Origin of the sequence: Pseudomonas sp. v388 (assembly GCF_003935425.1) — a bacterium.
In the GTDB taxonomy this organism is placed as follows: Bacteria; Pseudomonadota; Gammaproteobacteria; order Pseudomonadales; family Pseudomonadaceae; genus Aquipseudomonas.
This window is the reverse complement of sequence record NZ_RHQN01000003.1, coordinates 632,524-652,526: the sequence shown is the minus strand read 5'-3', so window position 1 is coordinate 652,526 and position 20,003 is coordinate 632,524. Positions and strand designations below refer to the sequence as shown.

The following is a 20,003-nucleotide window of genomic DNA, read 5'->3' as shown; positions in this document are numbered from 1 at the left end:
ATTATGCTGACTGGAATATCACAAGCGGGTAGACTCCGGGGCTTTGTTTAGAAAGGTCTCCTTGAGAATGCGGTCCACCAGGAAGAACATGGCAGGCAGCGTGAGCCTGGCGTCAGGGTGTAGTCCTTCAATACCTGACTCGTCCAAGCTGCCCCCGCACGTTGCCATCCTGATGTGTACTTATAACGGAGCGGCCTATCTCAGGGAACAGTTGGAATCGTTCGGCGCTCAGACCTACAAGGACTGGACGCTCTATGTATCCGATGACGCTTCAGTTGATGCGACGCGACAGATTCTGAGCGACTATCAGAATCTATGGGGAGAAGGTCGTCTAGTTATCTTCGAAGGCCCTTGCCTTGGTTTTGCCGAGAACTTCATTTCATTAGTTCGCAGACCGGACGTAGTAGGGGATTTTTTTGCCTTCAGCGATCAGGATGATATTTGGTTTCCTGACAAGTTGGAACGAAGTGTTGCCCGCCTGCTGCCGCTCGGAGAGACAGCGCCAGCGCTGTATTGTTCGAGAACACGCCTTGTGGATGCAAACAGACAAGTCATAGGCCACTCCCCGCTGTTCGGCAGGCCACCTTCGTTTCAAAATGCTTTGGTTCAAAGCATTGCGGGCGCCAATACAATGCTGGTCAACCAGTCTGCACGTAACCTGCTTCTCAAGTTGCCGGAACAAGCATCACTGGTAGCTCACGATTGGTTGACATACCTGCTTGTTACGGGGTGCGGCGGTCATGTAGTTTATGACTGCGAGCCAAGTCTGGATTATCGACAGCACTCAAGTAATTTAATAGGCGCCAATTCATCTGTTAAAGAACGCATGATACGGTTGAAGAAGACGCTTCAAGGGCGCTTCGTTAAATGGAACGATGCAAATATCCAGATTCTGAAAATGATGCACCCATTGCTGACAGAGGGTAGCGCAAGGGTATTGATGTTTTTTGATCGCAGCAGGAAGGAAAAGCTATTAAGACGGGTTTCAAGTTTTCGTAAGTCGGGCGTCTACAGGCAGACAATCCAAGGAAATATCAGTCTTGTTTTAGCTGTTTTTTTGGGGAAGTTTTAGTCTCCGTTATTGGCTAAAAGATTGCGATTTGTAGCGTGTCGTACTATCAGGCCGGGGTAGTCAAATCTATTTTTTGGCAGTAGGGGGCATTGGTTAGGGTGTTTTCTTCAGTGCCCTGAATGATATTTTGCGCAGCTCCTGAAGCTATTAGTGGCGCTGCGCAAGAGTTTTGCTGTCTGGTTAAATCGCTTGCGCTCCAAGCAATGTCGGTGTTCCGCGCATCGCGTAATACGTACCGAATTTCAAGTTGCAGCTTCTGCGGTCTATGGAGACTTATATATCTCGTATGCAGGATTTGGGGAGTCGGGAACAGTTTCAAAATGGGTGCGAATGTATTCATTCACAAGCTGGTGAGAGTTGGAAAATCTTAACTCTTCCCTCCCGTCCATTGCAACGTTCATGATCAAAGCGAAGCCCGGATCTGCTTTTTTAATACGCTGGATTTCTGTTCGCTGGAATTCTTCAGGGCGAGGCGATAGTGCATAGATTTCCCATAGTGGCGCACGGCGATCTAGTAGAGCGTATGCGCCTGGCCAAAAAGGCAGCACAAGTACAGATCGTCCTGCCGCAGCATAACGAGCGGTCAAGTTTCGCAAAAGTTCTACTGCCTCAGCAGTGCTGGCATCCATGGACAGGGTTGAGCCTGATACATTCAACTGCCTCCATCCCTCTTGAGTGCGAGCCAAAAAGCCAGGCTGCCAAGCGGCTAGTATGAATAAGCTCACTGAAGCGGTAAGCACACTCAGTCCCAAGCGTGAAGACCACGATGTGAGTGCCGCAACGGAGATTAATAGTCCTAGTAATAGAGGATAAATCGCTTGAGCTAGATGGCCTAGATCCGCTCGGGCAAAGGCGAAGTGAGCGTATGGGAGAGCGGTGCAGGCCGCCGCGATTAATTCAGGCCGTACATAATTGCCTAGAAGCCGCTCCCTGAATATCCACCCTAGTGTTCCTACGCCGAATGCTAACAGAGCCATGAAGCAGATCCCTATCAGGAACCACCTTGTTTCTATGATGTAGCCTGCGGTGCCAAATCCGACTGTCCATGGCCAGGGTATAGGGAGGGGCAGATTGGTGTTACCTTGTTGCAACATGAAAATAATGGTTTCGACAAACGCCCCAAGGTAGCCTGGTATAACCAGGCACATAATCAAAACTGGCGTATAGCCTACTATGACGCCCGTCGCCCATGCCCCAAAGCCCCTCCAGATATGACTTTTTTCAGATGTCCGGATCATGAGCCAGATAAAGGCGAGCAAGCTGGCCGCCACGCCATAAACCCCATGATTTCGGCCGAATACTGCGGCCAGGCCTACTAGGGCGCCGAGTAAGAAATACCGTACTGCTACAGGGTTGATCAGTAAATAAGTAATCCCTGCGACGATCATCATTGAAATCGAGATATCAAAAATCTTATGGCGTGGGTACATCCATGTCATAAGAGTGATGGCGGCAATGCACAGGTAAAGGACATTTTTTGCGGTGGTTTGTCGCAGTCCGACAGAAATGGTCCATAAGCCTGCATACATGCCAAATGTTTGAAAGGCTGCTACTGCTATGCGTAAAGGAATGATTCCATCGTCACCACAAAGCAAAAAAAATCCCGCTGACCAGTAGTACCGTCCAGGATCATATGCCATGAAGTCCCTGATCGGAATATCGCCTGCGAGTAATTGTCTGGCGCCGTACCAGAGGTATCCTTCGTCCCACAGATTGAAACCGTCATGGCCTTGCCAGAGGAAATTCCCCACAACGAAAATGGCCGCTATGGCCAAGAGTAGGAGGCCATTCGCTCCTTGTTTGTGCGCTGCATGATTCATGGTTTATTCCGCGTTGTATCAAACTGACGTGCACTATGCCTTTTATAGGCGGGACCTGCCAGCCGGTTATCTCGCCGTCTTTTATACGACGGGCTGATGCCGTCTTGCCTGTGAAACCATCGTAAGCGCTTCACAAACCCTAGATTTTAAACCGATACTTGATCGCCGAGCTGTGCTCCGAATTCTTTCAGGAGCCGCTTGGCGACGATACGGCCCTACACCGAAGTCGAGCGTCTATTCTACCCCAAGCTCGTCGACTTCCGAAAATCTGCAGCTGGCGTTTCTCAGCGAAGCGGAAGCATTGCTGAATCCTTCAGTTCAGGACCCGACGTGAATATGAGCATTTGGATGTGACCGTTCGAGCTGCGAATTATTCAAACTCGGCATCGGCGATAGGGCCGCCGGCCCACAATGCTCATATGGCCAGTGTTAGTAATTTGATAAGGTTGGTGGGGCGAGGTTGATGATGTATCAGAATTTATTTTTAGCGTGCTTTGAAAACCTATGAGTATATAGGTGGCCAATGCTGAGCCGTTATGTGGGATGTGCGGGCATAGTGCAGCGTTCCGAGAATCTTTTTTTGATAGGTGCGGGGGCTGGGATAGGAACGGTTAATCCGGAGGAGGCGAAAAGAATGAATCGGCGCAGTAAGGTAAGCGCAGTTGATATAGAGCGTGGTGGAAGGCCTGAAGGTGTCGCTTGCGTGTCGGAGTTATCCCGCAGCGTTCGCGTCGCAGTTAAGCCATGTTAAGGAGCGTTTTTAAGCTCGGCATGCTGTCTTAAAAGGATGACGGAGACACGGGTAACGACCTCTATCTTAACAATCGGCGGCGGCGACGTGATCCTTGACCGCCGTGTGAAAGGGCGCCGGGAGCACTCCGATCAGAGCCGATACCTAGGAGTGTGGCGTTTCGGTCACGATCTGTTCACCCCCAAAAACGCTGCTTCCTTGCAGATGAAACATGTATGATAGAGTCCGCCAATTTTCACATTCGAGAGAAGGAATTCACAGATGACTAACCTTGTACAGTCAGATTTGACTGCGCAGAAGATCAGAATAGAGTTGTTCTGCAAACGTATTCTCATCGGGTTTTTGATCGGGTTGCCTGTGTTGTCGGGTGTTTTTAATCTCGTTTCGTGGCTAAGGTTCGGTATAGACCTTCCTTATCTCGATGATATTAGACCATATTATCATGAGAATGCTGGATCGCTTAAACTAAGCGATCTTTTCACATCCTCGAATGATACGTTTTACCCGCTCGGCATGGCTCTGGATTCGTTAGCTTTTAGGTGGTTAAGTGGTAATAGCGTTGCATATCAGGCGATAAGTATGACAGTGGTAGTTACTGGCATATTGTTTGCTCAGTGGAAGCTGCTTCAGTACTGTCTGGAAGATCGACTGCTGTCAGCTGCGGCGTTTTCGAGTCTGCTGTTTATGCTCCAGCCGGATTCATATTGGGGCCTACAGAATATGGCTTATCATCAAGCTTTGCCGCTGTTGTTGATATTGTTAGCTTCGGTTGTCTCAGTTAGTAAATTTAATATCAAGATCAAGTGCCTTTCTGTGTTTTTTCTGGCTCTTGCTTCCGGTCTGGTTTACATAAGTGGTGCATTCGCTTTTTTAGCTTTCGCTTTAGCGATGCTTTTTAAAGAGTTAATCTCAAAAAAGCGATCGCTTAATATGATCTATTTGTCGACATCAATGATGATTCCCTCATTATTAACGAGTATTTTGCAAGGTTGGGTGATTGTCGGTATCCAGCACGGCGTCCATATGGCTGATACAAAAATGGCCTACCCATGGGAGGTGGATTTTTGGATATTTATTATAGGCAAGGTCGCCAGGTCCCTGTATTTGCCGCTTACATTTCCGTTAGTTTCATTGGTTGTCGCTATTTGCGCGCTTGTGTTGATGGTTATGATTTACATTTTATCAATCATAACTGCTGAAAAAAACGAAAATCCAAGCATGTTTTCACGTGTCTCATCTACGGCTTTTCCGATATTTTCTGCCATTTTTGTTTACCTAGGATTGGTGGCCGCTGGTCGCGCCAATCTATACCCGCCCAGTATTAACTCCGGGTTGGAGCTTTTTATATTCGATTTTGCAAGGTTTCATTTTTTCTGGGTGTGTGTGGCCTGGCCATGGGTGATTGCATTTATCTTTGCTGTTTTGACACGCGTTAATAAGGTGTTCTCTGTTTCGCTTGTCGTTTTCTTGTTCGGCGGTGGAGTCGCGATTGTCAGTGGCACTGATATCATGGCCCATGATGAGTATTACAAGCAGACTCATGATATTAGGATTGATAACCTAAATTGTTTAACTCAGGGTAGTCAGCTCAATGCGTCATTTCAATGTCCAAATTTACATCCGGGGATTGATATGAATTCGATATTGAACTATGCGCGATATATGGAGGCCTCGTTCGTAGGTCTCATCCCATCCTCGCCTGCTGGATCTGGAATTAGTACAGCCTCCTATGATATCGCCACAAGCGGATTCAGCGCGGCAAACCTCACAACCCTTGGAGGGAGCAATCGTATGACAACTGGGCTTGATCCTATGATTTTCCTAAATCAAGATAAGCTGACCGGTCTTTCAAGTTGTCGGCTTCTCCAGGTTAAAGTGTCAATGGTCGTGGAGCGGCCAGATCTGGCGCAGCTTTTCTATATTCCTTCCGGCGAAACCGTATCGGAGCGAAATTCTCTCGTTAAACCTGTCACTGTCGGTGTAAATGAACTAATATTTACTGTTAAGAGTGATAAAGGGTTTTCAAATTATCTAAGATTTGACCCGGTTACTGCGAGTCAGGATATTTCCTTAAACAACCTTGAAGTTAGATGTTTGTACTCTGGCAAATCTGCTTGAGTGCGAAGTGCGATAGTCTGAGCGTGGAACAGTGTCGTGATGCTGTTCCCGTCCTTAAATAATTTGCGGTCACTGCGTCAAATCGTGCCTGGCGACTGATCCTTTTTATTTAGACCCAGCCTGACACTACCCTACTGATAGGCGTATTTAACTATAGTTGGCGTTAAGCGAAAAGGGGGGCCAGCTCTTTAGGAGGCAAGTGTTCTCAGAGCTGGGTATCGGCGGTCTAATCTAACCTTCTGCGGTAAACGGAGCCTCACCGGCTGCATTGGGCGTTAGCGCGTTCAACGTGGTTCCGGTTTCTCATTCGCGAAAGCGAGCTTTGAAAGGATAAAGGTAACAGGCAATGTGATTGCAATGGCGATCAAGGGCGCCACTCTTGCGTCAAAATGCAACTGCTCAACCCACCACCAAAGTATGGCAAGACTCAATAGATATTGGACGAGGTAAATGAGAGGGAGCAGCAGGATGGAGCGGATTCCCCTATGGCTTTTGAAAACGAAAAAACGATTCAACACGTAAGCGAGCAGAATCCCGCTTATGTAAGAAATGGTGTAGCTCTCCCTATAGGGTAAATACAGCAAAAGTAAAAGGTACAGCCCGTAGGTCAGGGCGGTGTTCACACCGCCTGACATCAGGAATCGGGCAAAGCCTTTGTTCAATAGTTTCGAGACCGCCTGATTCACCTCAGCGCTACCCTAGGTCGTTAATCAGAGATTTGAATTCGTCATAATTGCGTATGTAATCCGCCGGGTCGTAATAGTGCGAAGCAAATACCAATAGTACTGCGTCCGGAGAATAACGATATTGTATGCCCCACGTCATAGGGGGAAGATGAATGCCTTGGTTGGGCTTATCAAGAACGAATTCTTGGCGATTGACACCGTCATCGGCCACGACATGAACGGAGCCTTTTACCGCAACGAGAAACTGGTGGCAAACCCGGTGAGCATGTTCTCCCCGTGTCTCTGCCGTGGGAACGTCGTATACCAGAAAGTATCTTTCAGACTTGAACGGGATTGATTTTTCGAACTCACCTGCGGACAGGCTGCCTCGGATATCGGTGACTTCATTCAACCTATGGAGGGTGACGTTACGTACTGAGGTCGGTGTCACACCAGGTGCTGAGGAATCAGCGGCTACCTCATTGTTCGCACTTACAGGCTTGGCGTTTACATAGCCAATGATCTTTGCAGGGTTACCTACCACGATTGCGTTGGGAGGCACCGACCTTGTAACTACTGCACCAGCGCCCACCATAGCGTTGATGCCGATGGTGATACCAGGCAGGATGGTGCAATTGGCCCCCAGAGAAGCTCCCTTCCTGATGATGGTACGGGCGAACGTCTGTGGGTACACCTTACTGCGCGGGAACAGGTCGTTAGTAAAAGTCGCGTTCGGACCGATGAATACATCGTCCTCGATCGTTATGCCGTCCCAGACCTGAACTCCGCATTTCAGCGTTACTCGGTTACCAATGATTACATCGTTTTCGATGAATACGTTGTCGCACACATTACATTCACTACCCAGTTCTGCACCCGGCAGAATGTGTGCGAACGCCCACACCCGTGAGTCCTTCCCGATCTTCTCGGACTCACACAAAGCGTGACTATGAACAAAAAAATCCTTAGCGCTGCTCATTGCTATCTCCAAATCCTTCGACACGCATTGGAATGGCCAAAGGTCGATTCTTTGTGTTTTCGTAGGTGCGCCAGGCGTAGGATCCGACGATTCCCAGCCCCAGCAGATTTAGGCACCCAAGTAGGGTTATGGTGAGCATGATCATGGCGTAACCCGGCACATCGATCATGCCTTCCAGTTTCGCTATCAGCGTTATCACTCCGAAAAGCGCCGCCAGGGCAGAACCGAAAGCGCCGACCCTGGTCAGCAGCCTGATCGGCATGTCCGTAAACGAAAACACGCTGTCCATGAGGTAATTGACCTTCTTGCGGAAGGTCCATGCAGACGTTCCGTGCACCCTTTCCTGACGGGTATAGGTTACAACTTCTCGGCGATAACCCATCCAGAAAATCTGTGCAATCAAGGAGCTGTGTCGCTCTTCAAGCGTCAGAAGTGTATCTCGGAAGGCCTTGTTGCAAGCGAACATATCCACGCCGCCGGGTGGCAGCTCTGGTATGACATATCGCCGGTAAAATCCCCAGAATATTCGGGACGCGGTGCGTGTCGTCCAAGGGTCTTGGCGAGCTTCACGCACACCCACGACCACGTCGATATCCCCGCCCTTCAATACCTGATTCATCCTCAGGACCAGCTCGGGCGGTTCCTGCAGATCTGCAGCCATTACCGCATAACGGTCGCCGCTCCCGTGCTGAAGACCGGTTCGAATCGCCATGAACGACCCAAAGTTCCTGGAGAGCAGAATCAATTTCGATATGAATGGCTGGTTAGGCAACTGCTCACGGAGAATCTCGTAACAGCGGTCAGGACTGCCGTCCACAACGAACACGACCTCCAGCTCATGCTTAAGCTGCACGTCCAGGGCGGTGACTGCTTTGAGCAAATCCGGAAGGTTGCTCTCGTTGCGATAGACCGGGATGACCAACGTCAGCAAGACTATATCTCCTTGGAAAAATACGCTGCCACAGCCTTGATAACGCGGTCGACCTCTTCATCGCTCAAGCCTGGGAAGCACGGTAAAGAAATCACGGTTTCGCAAGCGCGCTCGGTGACATCAAGGCTGACAAGCGCGGTATGCGCGTAAGCCGGCTGTCGGTGGTCGGCGATCGGATAGTGAATATCAGTGCTGATCGATTCGGCTTTCATCGCCGCGCTGAACGCCGCGCGGTCGTCCACGCGTACCACGTACAGGTGCGCAACATAATCGTCACCCACGGAAGATGGAAGGGTCAGGCCGAGGCCCGCAAAAGCTGCATTGTAACGCTTTGCGATTGAGCGACGCTGCTCATTCCAGGTATCAAGCAGAGGCAGTTTGATACGCAAGATCGCGGCCTGCATTTCGTCGAGACGGCTGTTGCGTCCGCCGGGTACGGCCACGCGATACTTCTGGTCCCAGCCATACTGGCGAAGCTGGCGAATGCGGGCGGCCAGTGCGGTGTCCGTGGTGACCACTGCACCGCCATCACCCAGTGCGCCCAGGTTCTTGGTGGGATAGAAGCTGAAGCACGCTACCGTGCCGAAGCTGCCTGCCTGTTTGCCATTGCGTCGAGCGCCATGGGACTGAGCGCAGTCTTCCAGCACCGGGATACCGGCGGCTTCGGCTACACGTACGATTTCCTCAATGTTTGCCAGTTGACCATACAGGTGTGTAGCAATGATGGCGGCTGGCTTGCTCTCGGCGATCACCGCCGCTAACGAAATCGGGCACAATGTGAGCGTGACTGGGTCGACGTCCGCATAGACCGGTTGCGCGCCCACAGCATGAATAGCGGTGCTGCCATAAAATCCGGCGTTTGCGACAGCAACTACGCGATCGTTGGAGGTGACGCCAAGGCCTTTTAGCGCCAGCTCAAGTGCATCGGAACCGTTCGCCACGCTGATGCAGTGCGGCACGCCTACATAGGCGGCGAACTCTTCCTCAAAAAGGCTGACTTCCTGGCCTAGAACATACCAGTGGCTGTTCAGAACAGCTTGAAGAGGTTTTGTAAAATCCAGTCCAGCGTTAGCTTTGACGGCAGAAAATAGAGGGATGTTTTCCATTAGGCTTTCCATAATCAATGAGACAAGCGCGTGATGGCGTCGCATGCATAAGGCATGGCGAACACTTCAAAAGTCGAGCTAACGGTATATAGCTGCAAGCTACAATCTTCGGGTGATGACCTCGAGTCAATATTGCCCTCATAACCACTACGAAGCGCAGCTTTGTTATTTAGGGCCTTGGCTACGTCAGGCCGGTCGCCGTGTACGTCTATAGCGCCTACAATTTTCCCAGCCTCAACGGCTATCACATACCGGGCTGTAGCTTCTCCGTTGGGCACAACACTCCACCCTCTGAAATGCCAGCCGCCTTCACTTCTCGAGATTTCGTCGACATGTCCAGTGGCATTTTGAGGCGCCACCGGGATCTTGAGCGAAAATTCACCGTTAGCCAGTGACAGGCGTTCGGCCAAAGCGTGGAGCGTCATCCCGGAATTGTCTGTGGATTTGCTGGCGTCAACCGCACGAATTGCTTCCGCAGCCGGCATGCCGAGGGCGGAATTGCTGATGTTGACCGGGCTGAGGGTATTTGTCGTCCACGACAAGATGTTAGTCCAGGCCATCCATCCAGCAAGCAGTATCAGACACTTCAAACGACGGCGGTCAAATTTTTCGCGTCTGAGGGCTGACGCGTTAGTATCGGGCTGTGAATGATAAGTTGCTGAAAAGGCGATCAAGATCGCCATAAACGGTATCGTGACGAATAGGTACCTTCCCTGCGGTTGCGGTAGCGAATTTTGGGAGGCTAGCAAGCTCAAGATGATAATTGATGGGAATAAACCAACAATCATTAAAAGAGGCAATACCCTTCGCGCCAGTACGCTAGGTGCGTTCGAGCTTGAGTAACTTTTCCAAGTCTGCAGTGCGGCGCAAACTACAATAGTTGCAAAGATCAGAGCTGCAATCACGTAGTAAAACTGCGGAATGAATATATTCATCCAGCCCGTAACCGAAAAGTAGCTCATCAAAGTGATTAAAAACCAAGGCTTGATGTTTCTCATTTCGAGCAGGTTGTCTTCACACCCTAGATAGCACGTTCCATATCCGGCTGCGGGATTTTCGCGATGCATGGCAACAAAAGCTATTTGCCCAGAGACGCCCGAGATCTCCCCAAATTTCAGGTAGGTGAACAAAAGCAGCGGGCCAGCCAGGATCGCCGCCGTTACTAAAATTGTTCCAATATGCTCCGTAGCTTTTCTTTTCTCTACATATTTATCGGCAGCTATCATGACCGCCACAAATACCAATGCCGGCAAAAAATACAGCTTTGCCAGGAGCGTCAGTCCTAACGCAGCGCCCAAGCACAGCGCGGTGTATTTTTTGGGGGACTTCAAAAAGCCAAGCAGCGCGCTGATCAGCAATGCGACGCTCATGAGTCCGAAGGCATCGCTATTGAAGTACGAAAATACAAACGACACCTGCGGAATCAAGCAGACTGAAATGGCTGTAAGCGCCGCCGCTTTGCTGGACATTCCTGCTCTGTGGGCAATCCGAAACATGGCGCAGATGAATACCGCGCCTAGCAGCCAATTGAATGATCGAGCAGCTAGATAAGCCAGCTCACTCGGCAGCGCCCAACTCAAGCCATAGGTAGTCGCCAGTGCCCCTAGCACGTGTGGGAACGGCAGCCCGTGATACCAAAAGTCCCCAGGCTGCCAAGTATGCCCAGAAATGGCGCCCGTAAGTGGCTGACTAGGTTCCAATGCGCTGGGCAATGAATGGAATTGCTTCAAGTACTCCAGCAAAAAGAAATGCGTAGATTCATCGGGCGCCCCATTGAACGCTATCCCTGCCGACCAGATCGACAACACTAGAAAGTACGCGACAGCGAGTACTCGCTGATATTGAGCGCATGACCACCCTCCATACGGGGTGGTGAGATTGGTGTTAGGCACAAGTAATCCCTGAGACGGCAGTGACTTCCAAAATGCTGCGGATCAAACTGTCTCCAGACATATTCATTTTTTGACCCTCGGCGGCCAAGCCAGTCCAAAGTCCTCATGGTCCAGAGTCAAGTTGGGATTATAGGTATAGTCCACCTGAATATTGGGCCAGCGAGACTTGATGTACTGTATTTCCTGCGAGAACCTCTCCTGCTTCTGCGGCGTGTCTTCGAGACCGCGAGTTGCAGACTCGTGATGGTACAGCTCGGCATACGGCGTCCAGATGTTCAGGTAGCCGGCCTCTTGTACTCTGAGGCAGAAATCAACGTCGTTGAAAGCGATTTTCAGGTTCTCTTCGTTAAGGCCATTGACCTCGTCGAAGATTGACTTCCTGATGATCAGGCACGCCGCTGTTACTGCGGAAAACTCCTGAATCAGCTCTGCCCTGCAGAAATAGCCGTGAGCCCCTTTCGGCAAGTACTTGTGCGAATGCCCTGCTACGCCACCCACGCCTACGACAACCCCACCGTGCTGCAAGCGGTCGTCGGGATACCAGAGCCGCGCGCCTACTGCACCGACTTTCGGCTGGAGCGCAATCGAGACCATCTCGCTCAGCCATTCCGGAGTGATCACTTCGATGTCGTTGTTGATCAGGCCAATCAATTCACCGTTGGCAATCTTGACGGCGCCGTTATTAAGCGCTGAATAATTGAACGGTCCATCATCGCGAAGCACGCGGATGTTATCTTCCTGATCCAGCTGGGCAAAGTATTCGAGTGACTCAGGCTCATCGGACCCGTTATCGATAAGAATGATTTCGTAGTGAGGATACGTGGTCAGTCGTTTGATGCTGTCGATGCACTGCTTGACCAGCGCATGAGCATTGCGTGTCGGGATGATCAGGCTAACCAGCGGCAGGGCGTCTGGCAGTTTGTAATGCACCCGATACATGCCGGTAGGCAGCAGCTCGGCGGAGCCGATTTTGCCCTTCCGGTCAAGATGGTCATCCAGCGCTTTCACGCCAGCCAGTGCGGCATAGGGTTTCTCGTCGCCAGCCATGGCGGTGCTGCCGGCATGTATACGCCAGTGGTACAGCACTCGCGGGATATGGACGATCTGATTACGCTCTAGCTTGTCCACGCATCGCAGCGCAAGATCGTAATCCTGAGCGCCTTCATAGCCAACTCTGAATTGGCCTACCTGGTTCACGAGATCTCGGCGATAGGCCGCTAAGTGGCAGATCATATTCTGGGAGCGAAACAGAAACTCGTTCCAGTCCGATTTGAAATAGGGCGCACTTCGAACACCGTTGGTGTCTATCTTGTCTTCATCGGAATAGACCAGGCCAGCGTCTGGGTTCTCGCGAATCGTACGCGCAATCCAGTACAGAGCATGTCGCGGCAACAGATCGTCGTTGTCCATAAGGGCAACGAATTGTCCCTTGGCTACGGCCAGCGCAGAATTGCTGGCTTGGGAAATATGGCCATTGCTGTTCCGGAACACGACCTTGATGCGCTTGTCTTGCGTGCTGATCGACTTCAAATACTCGATTACAGCAGGATTGGTCGAGGCATCATCTGCCAGGCACAATTCCCACTGTGTATAGATCTGCGCCCGCACGCTGTCTACCGCTTCACGCAACAGGTCCAGTGGTGGGTTATAGACCGGCATGATGATAGAGATTACCGGGTATTCAACCCACCGGTTCATATGCTCGGTAATCCGATTGATCTCCGCCTCGTCCAGGGTGTCGTAATACTCGACCCAGCGGGAATAGTCATGGCGATCAGGTATCTCACGGGTCTCCTGACCAACGAAAACGTGCTGCGCGTCCCCCTTGATCCACCGCGCCTGCGCCAGAACTCCTGACAGTCCACGCAACCGCCAGACCTGATACGCCTTGCGTGCTGTGCTCGACAGTCCGCCGCCGCGTCGGATGATCAACGGCAGCAATGCCGCCGCCCGTTTTGCGCGGAAGTACGTCCTTGTGATTTTTCGCAGCGGAGCGGTAACTTTCCAGCTGTAGGACGATTGCATGGAGATGATGTGCATGTTCAGGTTGTGAACGTGGGTGTCTCGTTCAATCAAGGTGCGGCGATGACTTTCCTGGGCCAGGGAACTGGCTGCTTCAAGTTCTGCCAGTGCCATATGATGGCTCTGTTGCGCAGCTTGGCTGGCCGCCTTGAGTTCCGCGAGGGCAAGCTTGTGACTTTCCTGGGCCGCCGCGCTGGCAGACTCCAGTTCCGCGAGGGCCACGCGGTGGCTCTCCTGAATCACGAGGGTTGCTGCTTCAAGCTCTTCCAACGCCATGCGACGACTTTCCTGAGCGGCCTCATTTGCTCTTTCTATTGCTTCCAGAGCTGAGCGATCCTTGAGATTCAAGTCCGATATAGACTCAAGCGCGTGCTTGAGCTCCTCTTCCTGTTGATGGAGTCTGTCGGCCATTTCCTTTTCCGTATAAAGAGTAAACGCGACCTGTATTTTGAACGACTTCCTGGCGATTAGCGAATTGATATCATCCGGCAAAATCACATACGGATCGTCATCAAGAGCCATATACATTGTCGTGTCGTACGCAGGATCCCGCAGTGCTGTAGCCTTGGCAGTCTGGAGCGCAGGATCCGATCCGTCCTTCCATTGCCATACAACTGAATTCCCTACATAGACTTTTATGGCGTCGATCGAAAAGGTCTGACGTGTGTTTATCGGGTCGAAGCGCAGCGCCCCGCACCGGGAGGTTGCAGGAACCGTGAACACCAGTGTTTGCGGCCCGTCATGAACAAACCGGTTTTCAGTCCGTTCTTCCGAAAAACTACCCTGTGAGTTTCCGATGTACAGGGTCGCGGTTTTGGGCCTGTCATTGTGCAATGAACCCAGTTTCTGAATCGTCGCTTCTGGAGACCAGTTCAAAAAGCTGACGGCCTCGCGGCCGGTCACCTTCACCTGAAACATGGCTTCCAGTACTGCGAAGCGATTGAGCTCTTCGTCGATGACATCGAGATCAACGCTCGCCAAAAGCTGAGTGATGAAGTCCTGCTTATTCAGTACCGTGGCGGTGGGGTAGAACGGGGTCGCTGAGGCGATCAGCAGCAAGAGCCCACGCATCAGTAGATGCCCAAGCTCAACGCCTTCCTTCATCTCCCATTCGATGTCTATGAGATGGGGCTTGCCATCGCCGTCGATGATGATGTTCTGAGCAACAGCATCAAGGTAGTGGCCGGGCAGCAGGAGACCGACCCGATCCAGTGGCGCGGTAAATCCTTCTGCTGCAAGGAGGTGTGCCAGGGCATCTACATACAGCCTCATGAATGGCTTGAAGGTATCTACCGTCCAGTCCTGAGTGGCTGAAGCTTCCAGGAACTTTTGGCTTAAGAGCGTACCTTGGCTGTAGCCATGAGAGGCAGGAAGGATGAAGTTAAACTGGTCATCTTCCTTGGCTATGGGCGCGTTACTGGCAAGACGATGGTAGTGAACCTCGATTCCTTGCGGCGTCTCAACGAATACAGATGCCTTGCAATAGGGCGCACTGCGATTGGTGCTGTAGTGATACCCCAGGATGGATTCCGGAACAGGATTTTCCTGCTGGCATGAAGCGACCACCAGAAAAGAATTAGCCAGGTCCATGCCCAATTGGTTATCAATGACTACCGGCCATGCCTTTTCCAGATTGAACGTCGTATTGGTTGGAAGCTGGGGGTCTTTACGAGTGTTCTGGCAAGCCAGCGCTGCTGCATTGAAACCTTTGGATCGGAAGCCGTTCTCGGTAATGATGGAATTGGGGATCTTGTAGTCCGGATAGGGGGACAAAAAGCTGGAGGTCGCGAAGCCTGCCCGGGCAATAAGTTGCTCTAGTTCTCTGCGGCCGAAGGTCTTTGGCTGATGGTCGCCGTATCTTCCTTCGATGCCGTACATTGCTATTCCGACGTGATCTTCGGGCGCTCCGGCGAAGTACTTGAGGCCCAGCTGGTTTTCGATCGCAATAAATAGACGGCCGTCGGGTTTCAGCAGGTTGCGAACCTGCGTCAGCATCGCGTGCGCAGGATCGGTATCGCTACTGAACATGCTGGCGTATTCCAGCACGCCGATCAGGGTCACTACATCGAATTTTTGGTCGATGTCAAAGTCGCCGAATTTCTCCGCCAACACCGTGACATTGTCCAGATCGCGGGTCCGGCTGGATGCGATAGCCGCTCTGCGCGGGCTTCCTTCCAGTGCAAGTACTTGAGCTCCGGCCTCGCCGAGGTATCGACTGATTGCGCCACATCCTGCGCCGATCTCAAGCACGGATTGTCCTTTCAACAGGTGCTCGAACGGACGGAAGATATTCCCCCGACTGGAGCTCAAGTGGTAGAGCTTGGGCCAATCAGTACAGTTGAGCGCAAGCTCATTTGAAAATACGGAAACGTCAGAGACTTTGCGCACGATCTCTGCCAGCTCATTTTCAGCGCTGTCGCCGTCGCTGTAGGCGATGCCCTGGTAGTCTGATCGCACCCATACTGCCGTGTCTGAATCGAGGGTATAGCCATATTTATCAAGTTCAAACATCAACAGTTACCGGTTCAATATCTATGGACGCATCGAGATCGATCAGACCGAGAAGCTTTGGCGTAGGCTCGACAACGAAATGTATCGAATCGTATCTCCTGTCGTGGGGCACGATTTCCTCCCCCTGTCGGGACGCAATCCCTACCGAAATGAAGTAATCGCCGGACGCCAGTGAGCTCTTGAATGTCAGGCAAGCTTTCGCCTGGGAGCCTGGATGACCGAGCAAACTCATCGCTTCGCAGTTGAGCATGTAGGAGTTGGTACCGTAGACGGTGACCCCTTCCTTTGTTTTGATCGTAAAACCCACGATCGGATTGATGACCGTGCGGTTGAATCGGAGTGCCACCAGAAGCGTAAAGTGTTCACCGGACTCGATACTTGGTGGGTACTCTCGGCCTGGCACGCTCAGATGGAAATCGAGCAGGGTCGCGGCGCCATCACCCCAGCGATACTCGTGTGGATTGTATCCGGCGCGGGTGGCGTACACGTCCGAGTCGAACCGCAGTGATATCTGGTTTGACGGTGCAAGTGGTGTATCCACCCGCTCGGCTTCGGCAAGGTCCAGCGCCTTCACCGCAGCAACACTTTTCTCACGCCCAAACAGAATGTCGGTGTAACGATTGATCACTGGCCGCGATTCGCCAATCATCTCGATCCTGCTTTTCTCCAGCAGAATGGCCCGTGAGCAGTGGGTCACCACTTGCTCACTGGAATGTGTAACCAGAAGAATGCTGGTGCCGTTCTCCTTCAACTGCCGCAAGCGCTCGAAGCATTTGGCCTGGAAGCGAGCGTCACCGACTGAAAGAGCCTCGTCTACGACCAGAATCTCCGGATCGACCTGCGCTTGCACTGCAAAAGCCAACCGTACTGCCATGCCGCTGGAATAGGCCTTCACAGGCTGGTCAAGAAACTCCCCAATGTCGGCAAAACCAGCGATTGCATCGAATCGCTGATCCACTTCGTCATGGGTCAAGCCCAGCACCGCAGCGTTCAGATATACGTTCTCACGGCCTGTAAACTCAGGATTGAAACCTGAGCCCAGTTCCAGCAGAGCAGCCACACGTCCTCTGGTTTCGATCTCGCCAATCGTAGGATTCAGAGTTCCGCATATGATCTGAAGCAGTGTCGACTTACCGGAGCCGTTACGGCCGACAATACCAACGGTTTCGCCTTTGCCGACTTCAAAATTGATATCGCGCAGTGCCCAGAACTCTTTACCGTAGGTCGTCGGTTCCTGCCCGGACCAGCGCTGAAGCCGCGGGACGATTGCCTGTTTCAGGCGGTCGCGAGGCTTGTCATAGGTGTAGAAGCACTTGGATACGTTCTTTACGCTGATTACAGCTTGATCAGATGACATCAGCGAATCCTTTGCGTGTCTTTTGGAAAAACCAGAAGCCCAGCACGGCTATTCCCGAGCCGATCAGCATGGCGATACCAAAATCTGTCCAGTCGGGAACGCTGCCAAATAACAACACGTTGCGACTTTCCTCAATGATGTAGGTCAGCGGGTTCAACTGCAGCCAAGGGCGGTATGCCTCGGGGAGCGCCGCCATTGGATAAAGAACCGGGGACAGAAATAGCAGGACGGTGGTCAACACTGTTATTACTTGTCCTACATCACGCAGGTAAACGCCCAGCGACGCAAGGAGCCAGCTGAATCCCAGTGTGCCCAGCATCAAAGGCAAGAGAATCAGTGGAAACAGCAGAGCAGTCCAATACAAGGTATTAAGGATCACCAGTTGAGCGATTAACAGGACTACAAGACTTACACAACTGTGGAACAGGGCTGAACCTAGTGTAATAACCGGAAGAATCTCCAGAGGAAATACCACCTTCTTTACGTAGTTGCTATTGGCCATTACTAGCGAAGGTGCGCGGTTAGCGCACTCGGCAAATAGACCGTGCACGATCATTCCTACGAACAGCAATATGGCGAATCCGCCTTTGCCCACATCAACGCCTACCCATCTGGCGCTGAAGATCTCCGAGAAAACGAAGGTATAGACAGCGAGCATCAGGACCGGGTTGAAGAATGACCAGGTTAGACCCATGATCGATCCGCGGTAACGCCCAGTGACTTCGCGTTCCGTCATTTGCATGATCAGTGAGCGATTTGCCCATAAGCTCGTAACCAGCTTTACAGGCCCGGCTGACGGGTTCGAATGAGGATTCACTACGCAAATACCTCTGCGCTCTCAAAGCTGGCAGCTTTCTGATCTTTGGCAGACAAGGCAGGCTGTTCGCTGAAAGGCCAGTCGATTCCGACCGTTGCATCATTCCAGGCAAGGCTTCGTTCGTGCTCGGGTGCCCAATAGTCAGTGGTCTTATAGAGAAACTCAGCACTCTCTGACAACACGATGAAACCATGGGCGAAACCTTCAGGGATCCAGAGCTGCTTCTTGTTCTCTGCGCTGAGGTTCACGCCTACCCATTTGCCAAAGGTCGGTGAACTTTTGCGCAGATCGACCGCAACGTCGAAGACTTCTCCCTGGGTAACCCGCACAAGTTTGCCCTGCGGTTGCTGGATCTGGTAATGCATGCCACGCAACACACCTTTGACCGAGCGCGAATGGTTGTCTTGAACGAAGTGCACCGGCCGGCCTACAGCCTCTTCAAATACTCGCTGACTGAAGCTTTCAAAGAAAAACCCACGATCATCACCGAACACTTTGGGTTCGAAAACTATGACTTCTGGGATTGCGAGACGTGTGGCATTCATACTTACTTATCTCCGAAATTCTGATCCGGACGGCCTGAGATGGCCTGGATCCGGAAGGCTAATACAGGGTTAGCCCGGGTCTCGTAATCTACTGGCGCTTGCAAAAGCCGCCCGGGGCACGCGATCGCTTCTTACCCAACTCAGTCGCTGTCTCAGTGACTGGCGCGCGCCTGCATGAGTAGGCTGGCTCCCCCGTCTCTGGCTGACTCGGGTAGTCAAAGGCGTTTGCCAAAACCCGTATGCAAAAAACCGTATGCAGGATCGAATCGCATCACGGATGTACGAGTTCCATCTCTGACAGCGGGCCGGCTCGTTTGGCTCGGGACGCCAAAAAAATGAAGGCCGCACATTAACATAAGCCGTCTCCAAGGAACATTCGGCCCCTCAAGTGCAGCGCTAATATCTGTCGCGCCGAGCTTGCTCAACGCGTGCCGGACACCCTCCTTTGAGCTCTGGAATTTCGGGGTAGCAGGTCTTACCTGGCGGTGCTTATGCTGGCCGCGATACACGCGACTACAAACAGCAGCTTGTCCCGTCCTCGCCTTCGACAATGCCTGGCCCTGAGGGCCAACCTGAGGAACTGCAAGCGTGAAGCGCGCGGCGTCTCTGCTGAAAGCAGCGGGTTGTGTCCGGTCAACCGATCAATCAGCAGAACCTGCGCAGGCCACCAACCGTTCGTTATGGTCTTGAGTCGTGCGAGGAAGGAGCCGATGCCGGTATTGGCACCTACCTGATTCTTTTCGTGTTGTCGATACTGCATGCCGGGCTCCGGGTCGATGAACCAGCGAAACCCCTGGGATCGTGCAAAAGCATAACAATACCAGTCGTGGAGGCCGACCTCCTGCGCCAGGTCCCAGTGTCCGACGAGCGACGACTTGAACGCGTCCGCCAGGCGGCGGTTTAGCACGTAGGTACAGCCTGGGCCTGCAGCTTCGAAGAGATAGTCCCAGCGAACTTGAGGCTGCGCCTTGTCCAGCAGTAATCTTCGACCATCAGGCCAAAACGCAATGACGTTGCTGGAATAGGCTTCGAACTGCTCGGAATTCAATCTGGCGATGGCGCGCTTCAGTTTGCCCGGATGCCAGATGTCGTCCTGGTCTGAAAAGGCGACGTAGTCAAAGGGTGAGAAGTCGACATCCCGAACCAACCGGAAGAAATTACGCGCCGCGCCACCGAAATGCCCCGCAGGCGGCAGGAGGATGATGTTGGCATGTCGCTTCGCAATGGATGTACACCACGCCTCAGTGCCGTCCGTGGACGGATCGACACTGATAAATACGCTGACACTGACGTTCGTCTGTTTCAGGATCGAGTCAAGCTGCTCCTCGATCCACGACATACCGTTGTAGGCCGCCAGCAGTATGGCTACCTTGGGAAGCTCAGAGCTCATACGGGGGTAGCCTTACGGGTAACGCGC

Annotated in this window: 13 protein-coding genes; 2 read left to right on the top strand and 11 right to left on the bottom strand. The window is 52.1% G+C overall.

The features are described from left to right. Nucleotides 1-172 precede the first annotated feature (172 nt). Nucleotides 173-1,072 carry a glycosyltransferase family 2 protein gene (locus tag EGJ27_RS10670; protein WP_371920848.1) on the top strand — a complete coding sequence of 300 codons (900 nt, stop codon included), beginning with the start codon at nucleotides 173-175 and terminating at the stop codon, nucleotides 1,070-1,072. A 263-nt stretch (nucleotides 1,073-1,335) separates the two neighbouring features. Here EGJ27_RS10670 and EGJ27_RS10665 read toward each other — a convergent pair whose 3' ends face one another. Continuing rightward, nucleotides 1,336-2,892 carry a hypothetical protein gene (locus EGJ27_RS10665; RefSeq protein WP_125830684.1) on the bottom strand — a complete coding sequence of 519 codons (1,557 nt, stop codon included), beginning with the start codon at nucleotides 2,890-2,892 and terminating at the stop codon, nucleotides 1,336-1,338. 1,012 nt (nucleotides 2,893-3,904) lie between these two features. Here EGJ27_RS10665 and EGJ27_RS10660 point away from each other — a divergent pair. Continuing rightward, entirely contained in the window at nucleotides 3,905-5,761 is a 1,857-nt protein-coding gene (locus tag EGJ27_RS10660; RefSeq protein WP_125830683.1) for a hypothetical protein, read from the top strand. 284 nt (nucleotides 5,762-6,045) lie between these two features. On the opposite strand, the gene EGJ27_RS10655 is transcribed toward EGJ27_RS10660, so the two are convergent. The 10 genes from EGJ27_RS10655 to EGJ27_RS10610 all read right to left on the bottom strand — a co-directional run bounded on the left by EGJ27_RS10655 (nucleotide 6,046) and on the right by EGJ27_RS10610 (nucleotide 19,976). Then, nucleotides 6,046-6,396, bottom strand: coding sequence for a GtrA family protein (locus tag EGJ27_RS10655; protein ID WP_125830730.1), 351 nt, complete (start codon nucleotides 6,394-6,396; stop codon nucleotides 6,046-6,048). Between the two features lie 58 nt (nucleotides 6,397-6,454). Next, complete coding sequence (locus EGJ27_RS25195; RefSeq protein ID WP_125830682.1) at nucleotides 6,455-7,405, bottom strand: WxcM-like domain-containing protein; 951 nt, start codon at nucleotides 7,403-7,405, stop codon at nucleotides 6,455-6,457. Then, nucleotides 7,392-8,342, bottom strand: a complete 951-nt coding sequence (locus EGJ27_RS10645) for a glycosyltransferase family 2 protein (RefSeq protein WP_125830681.1) — start codon at nucleotides 8,340-8,342, stop codon at nucleotides 7,392-7,394. The genes EGJ27_RS25195 and EGJ27_RS10645 overlap by 14 nt, the downstream gene beginning before the upstream one ends. Further along, complete coding sequence (locus EGJ27_RS10640) at nucleotides 8,339-9,442, bottom strand: DegT/DnrJ/EryC1/StrS aminotransferase family protein (RefSeq protein WP_177522992.1); 1,104 nt, start codon at nucleotides 9,440-9,442, stop codon at nucleotides 8,339-8,341. The genes EGJ27_RS10645 and EGJ27_RS10640 overlap by 4 nt, the downstream gene beginning before the upstream one ends. A 14-nt stretch (nucleotides 9,443-9,456) precedes the next feature. Then, nucleotides 9,457-11,052, bottom strand: a complete 1,596-nt coding sequence (locus EGJ27_RS10635; RefSeq protein WP_371920847.1) for a DUF2142 domain-containing protein — start codon at nucleotides 11,050-11,052, stop codon at nucleotides 9,457-9,459. A 345-nt stretch (nucleotides 11,053-11,397) separates the two neighbouring features. Continuing rightward, entirely contained in the window at nucleotides 11,398-15,867 is a 4,470-nt protein-coding gene (locus EGJ27_RS10630; RefSeq protein WP_125830679.1) for a glycosyltransferase, read from the bottom strand. Beyond that, nucleotides 15,860-17,224, bottom strand: coding sequence for an ABC transporter ATP-binding protein (locus tag EGJ27_RS10625; RefSeq protein WP_125830678.1), 1,365 nt, complete (start codon nucleotides 17,222-17,224; stop codon nucleotides 15,860-15,862). Before EGJ27_RS10625 ends, EGJ27_RS10630 begins: the two co-directional genes overlap by 8 nt. Then, nucleotides 17,214-18,041, bottom strand: coding sequence for an ABC transporter permease (locus tag EGJ27_RS10620; RefSeq protein WP_125830677.1), 828 nt, complete (start codon nucleotides 18,039-18,041; stop codon nucleotides 17,214-17,216). The genes EGJ27_RS10625 and EGJ27_RS10620 overlap by 11 nt, the downstream gene beginning before the upstream one ends. After that, nucleotides 18,041-18,586 carry a dTDP-4-dehydrorhamnose 3,5-epimerase gene (gene rfbC / locus EGJ27_RS10615; RefSeq protein ID WP_125830676.1) on the bottom strand — a complete coding sequence of 182 codons (546 nt, stop codon included), beginning with the start codon at nucleotides 18,584-18,586 and terminating at the stop codon, nucleotides 18,041-18,043. Before rfbC ends, EGJ27_RS10620 begins: the two co-directional genes overlap by 1 nt. A 475-nt stretch (nucleotides 18,587-19,061) precedes the next feature. After that, on the bottom strand, nucleotides 19,062-19,976 hold the full coding sequence (locus EGJ27_RS10610) for a glycosyltransferase family 2 protein (RefSeq protein ID WP_125830675.1): 915 nt from the start codon (nucleotides 19,974-19,976) through the stop codon (nucleotides 19,062-19,064). Between the last annotated feature and the right edge of the window lie 27 nt (nucleotides 19,977-20,003).

Coding starts and splice junctions, on each gene's coding strand:
- EGJ27_RS10655 (WP_125830730.1), bottom strand. CDS start 6,396: ATGTCAGGCGGTGTGAACACCGCCCTGACCTACGGGCTGTACCTTTTA.
- EGJ27_RS10665 (WP_125830684.1), bottom strand. CDS start 2,892: ATGAATCATGCAGCGCACAAACAAGGAGCGAATGGCCTCCTACTCTTG.
- EGJ27_RS10630 (WP_125830679.1), bottom strand. CDS start 15,867: ATGTTTGAACTTGATAAATATGGCTATACCCTCGATTCAGACACGGCA.
- EGJ27_RS10640 (WP_177522992.1), bottom strand. CDS start 9,442: ATGGAAAACATCCCTCTATTTTCTGCCGTCAAAGCTAACGCTGGACTG.
- EGJ27_RS25195 (WP_125830682.1), bottom strand. CDS start 7,405: ATGAGCAGCGCTAAGGATTTTTTTGTTCATAGTCACGCTTTGTGTGAG.
- EGJ27_RS10625 (WP_125830678.1), bottom strand. CDS start 17,224: ATGTCATCTGATCAAGCTGTAATCAGCGTAAAGAACGTATCCAAGTGC.
- rfbC (WP_125830676.1), bottom strand. CDS start 18,586: ATGAATGCCACACGTCTCGCAATCCCAGAAGTCATAGTTTTCGAACCC.
- EGJ27_RS10660 (WP_125830683.1), top strand. CDS start 3,905: ATGACTAACCTTGTACAGTCAGATTTGACTGCGCAGAAGATCAGAATA.
- EGJ27_RS10670 (WP_371920848.1), top strand. CDS start 173: ATGTGTACTTATAACGGAGCGGCCTATCTCAGGGAACAGTTGGAATCG.
- EGJ27_RS10610 (WP_125830675.1), bottom strand. CDS start 19,976: ATGAGCTCTGAGCTTCCCAAGGTAGCCATACTGCTGGCGGCCTACAAC.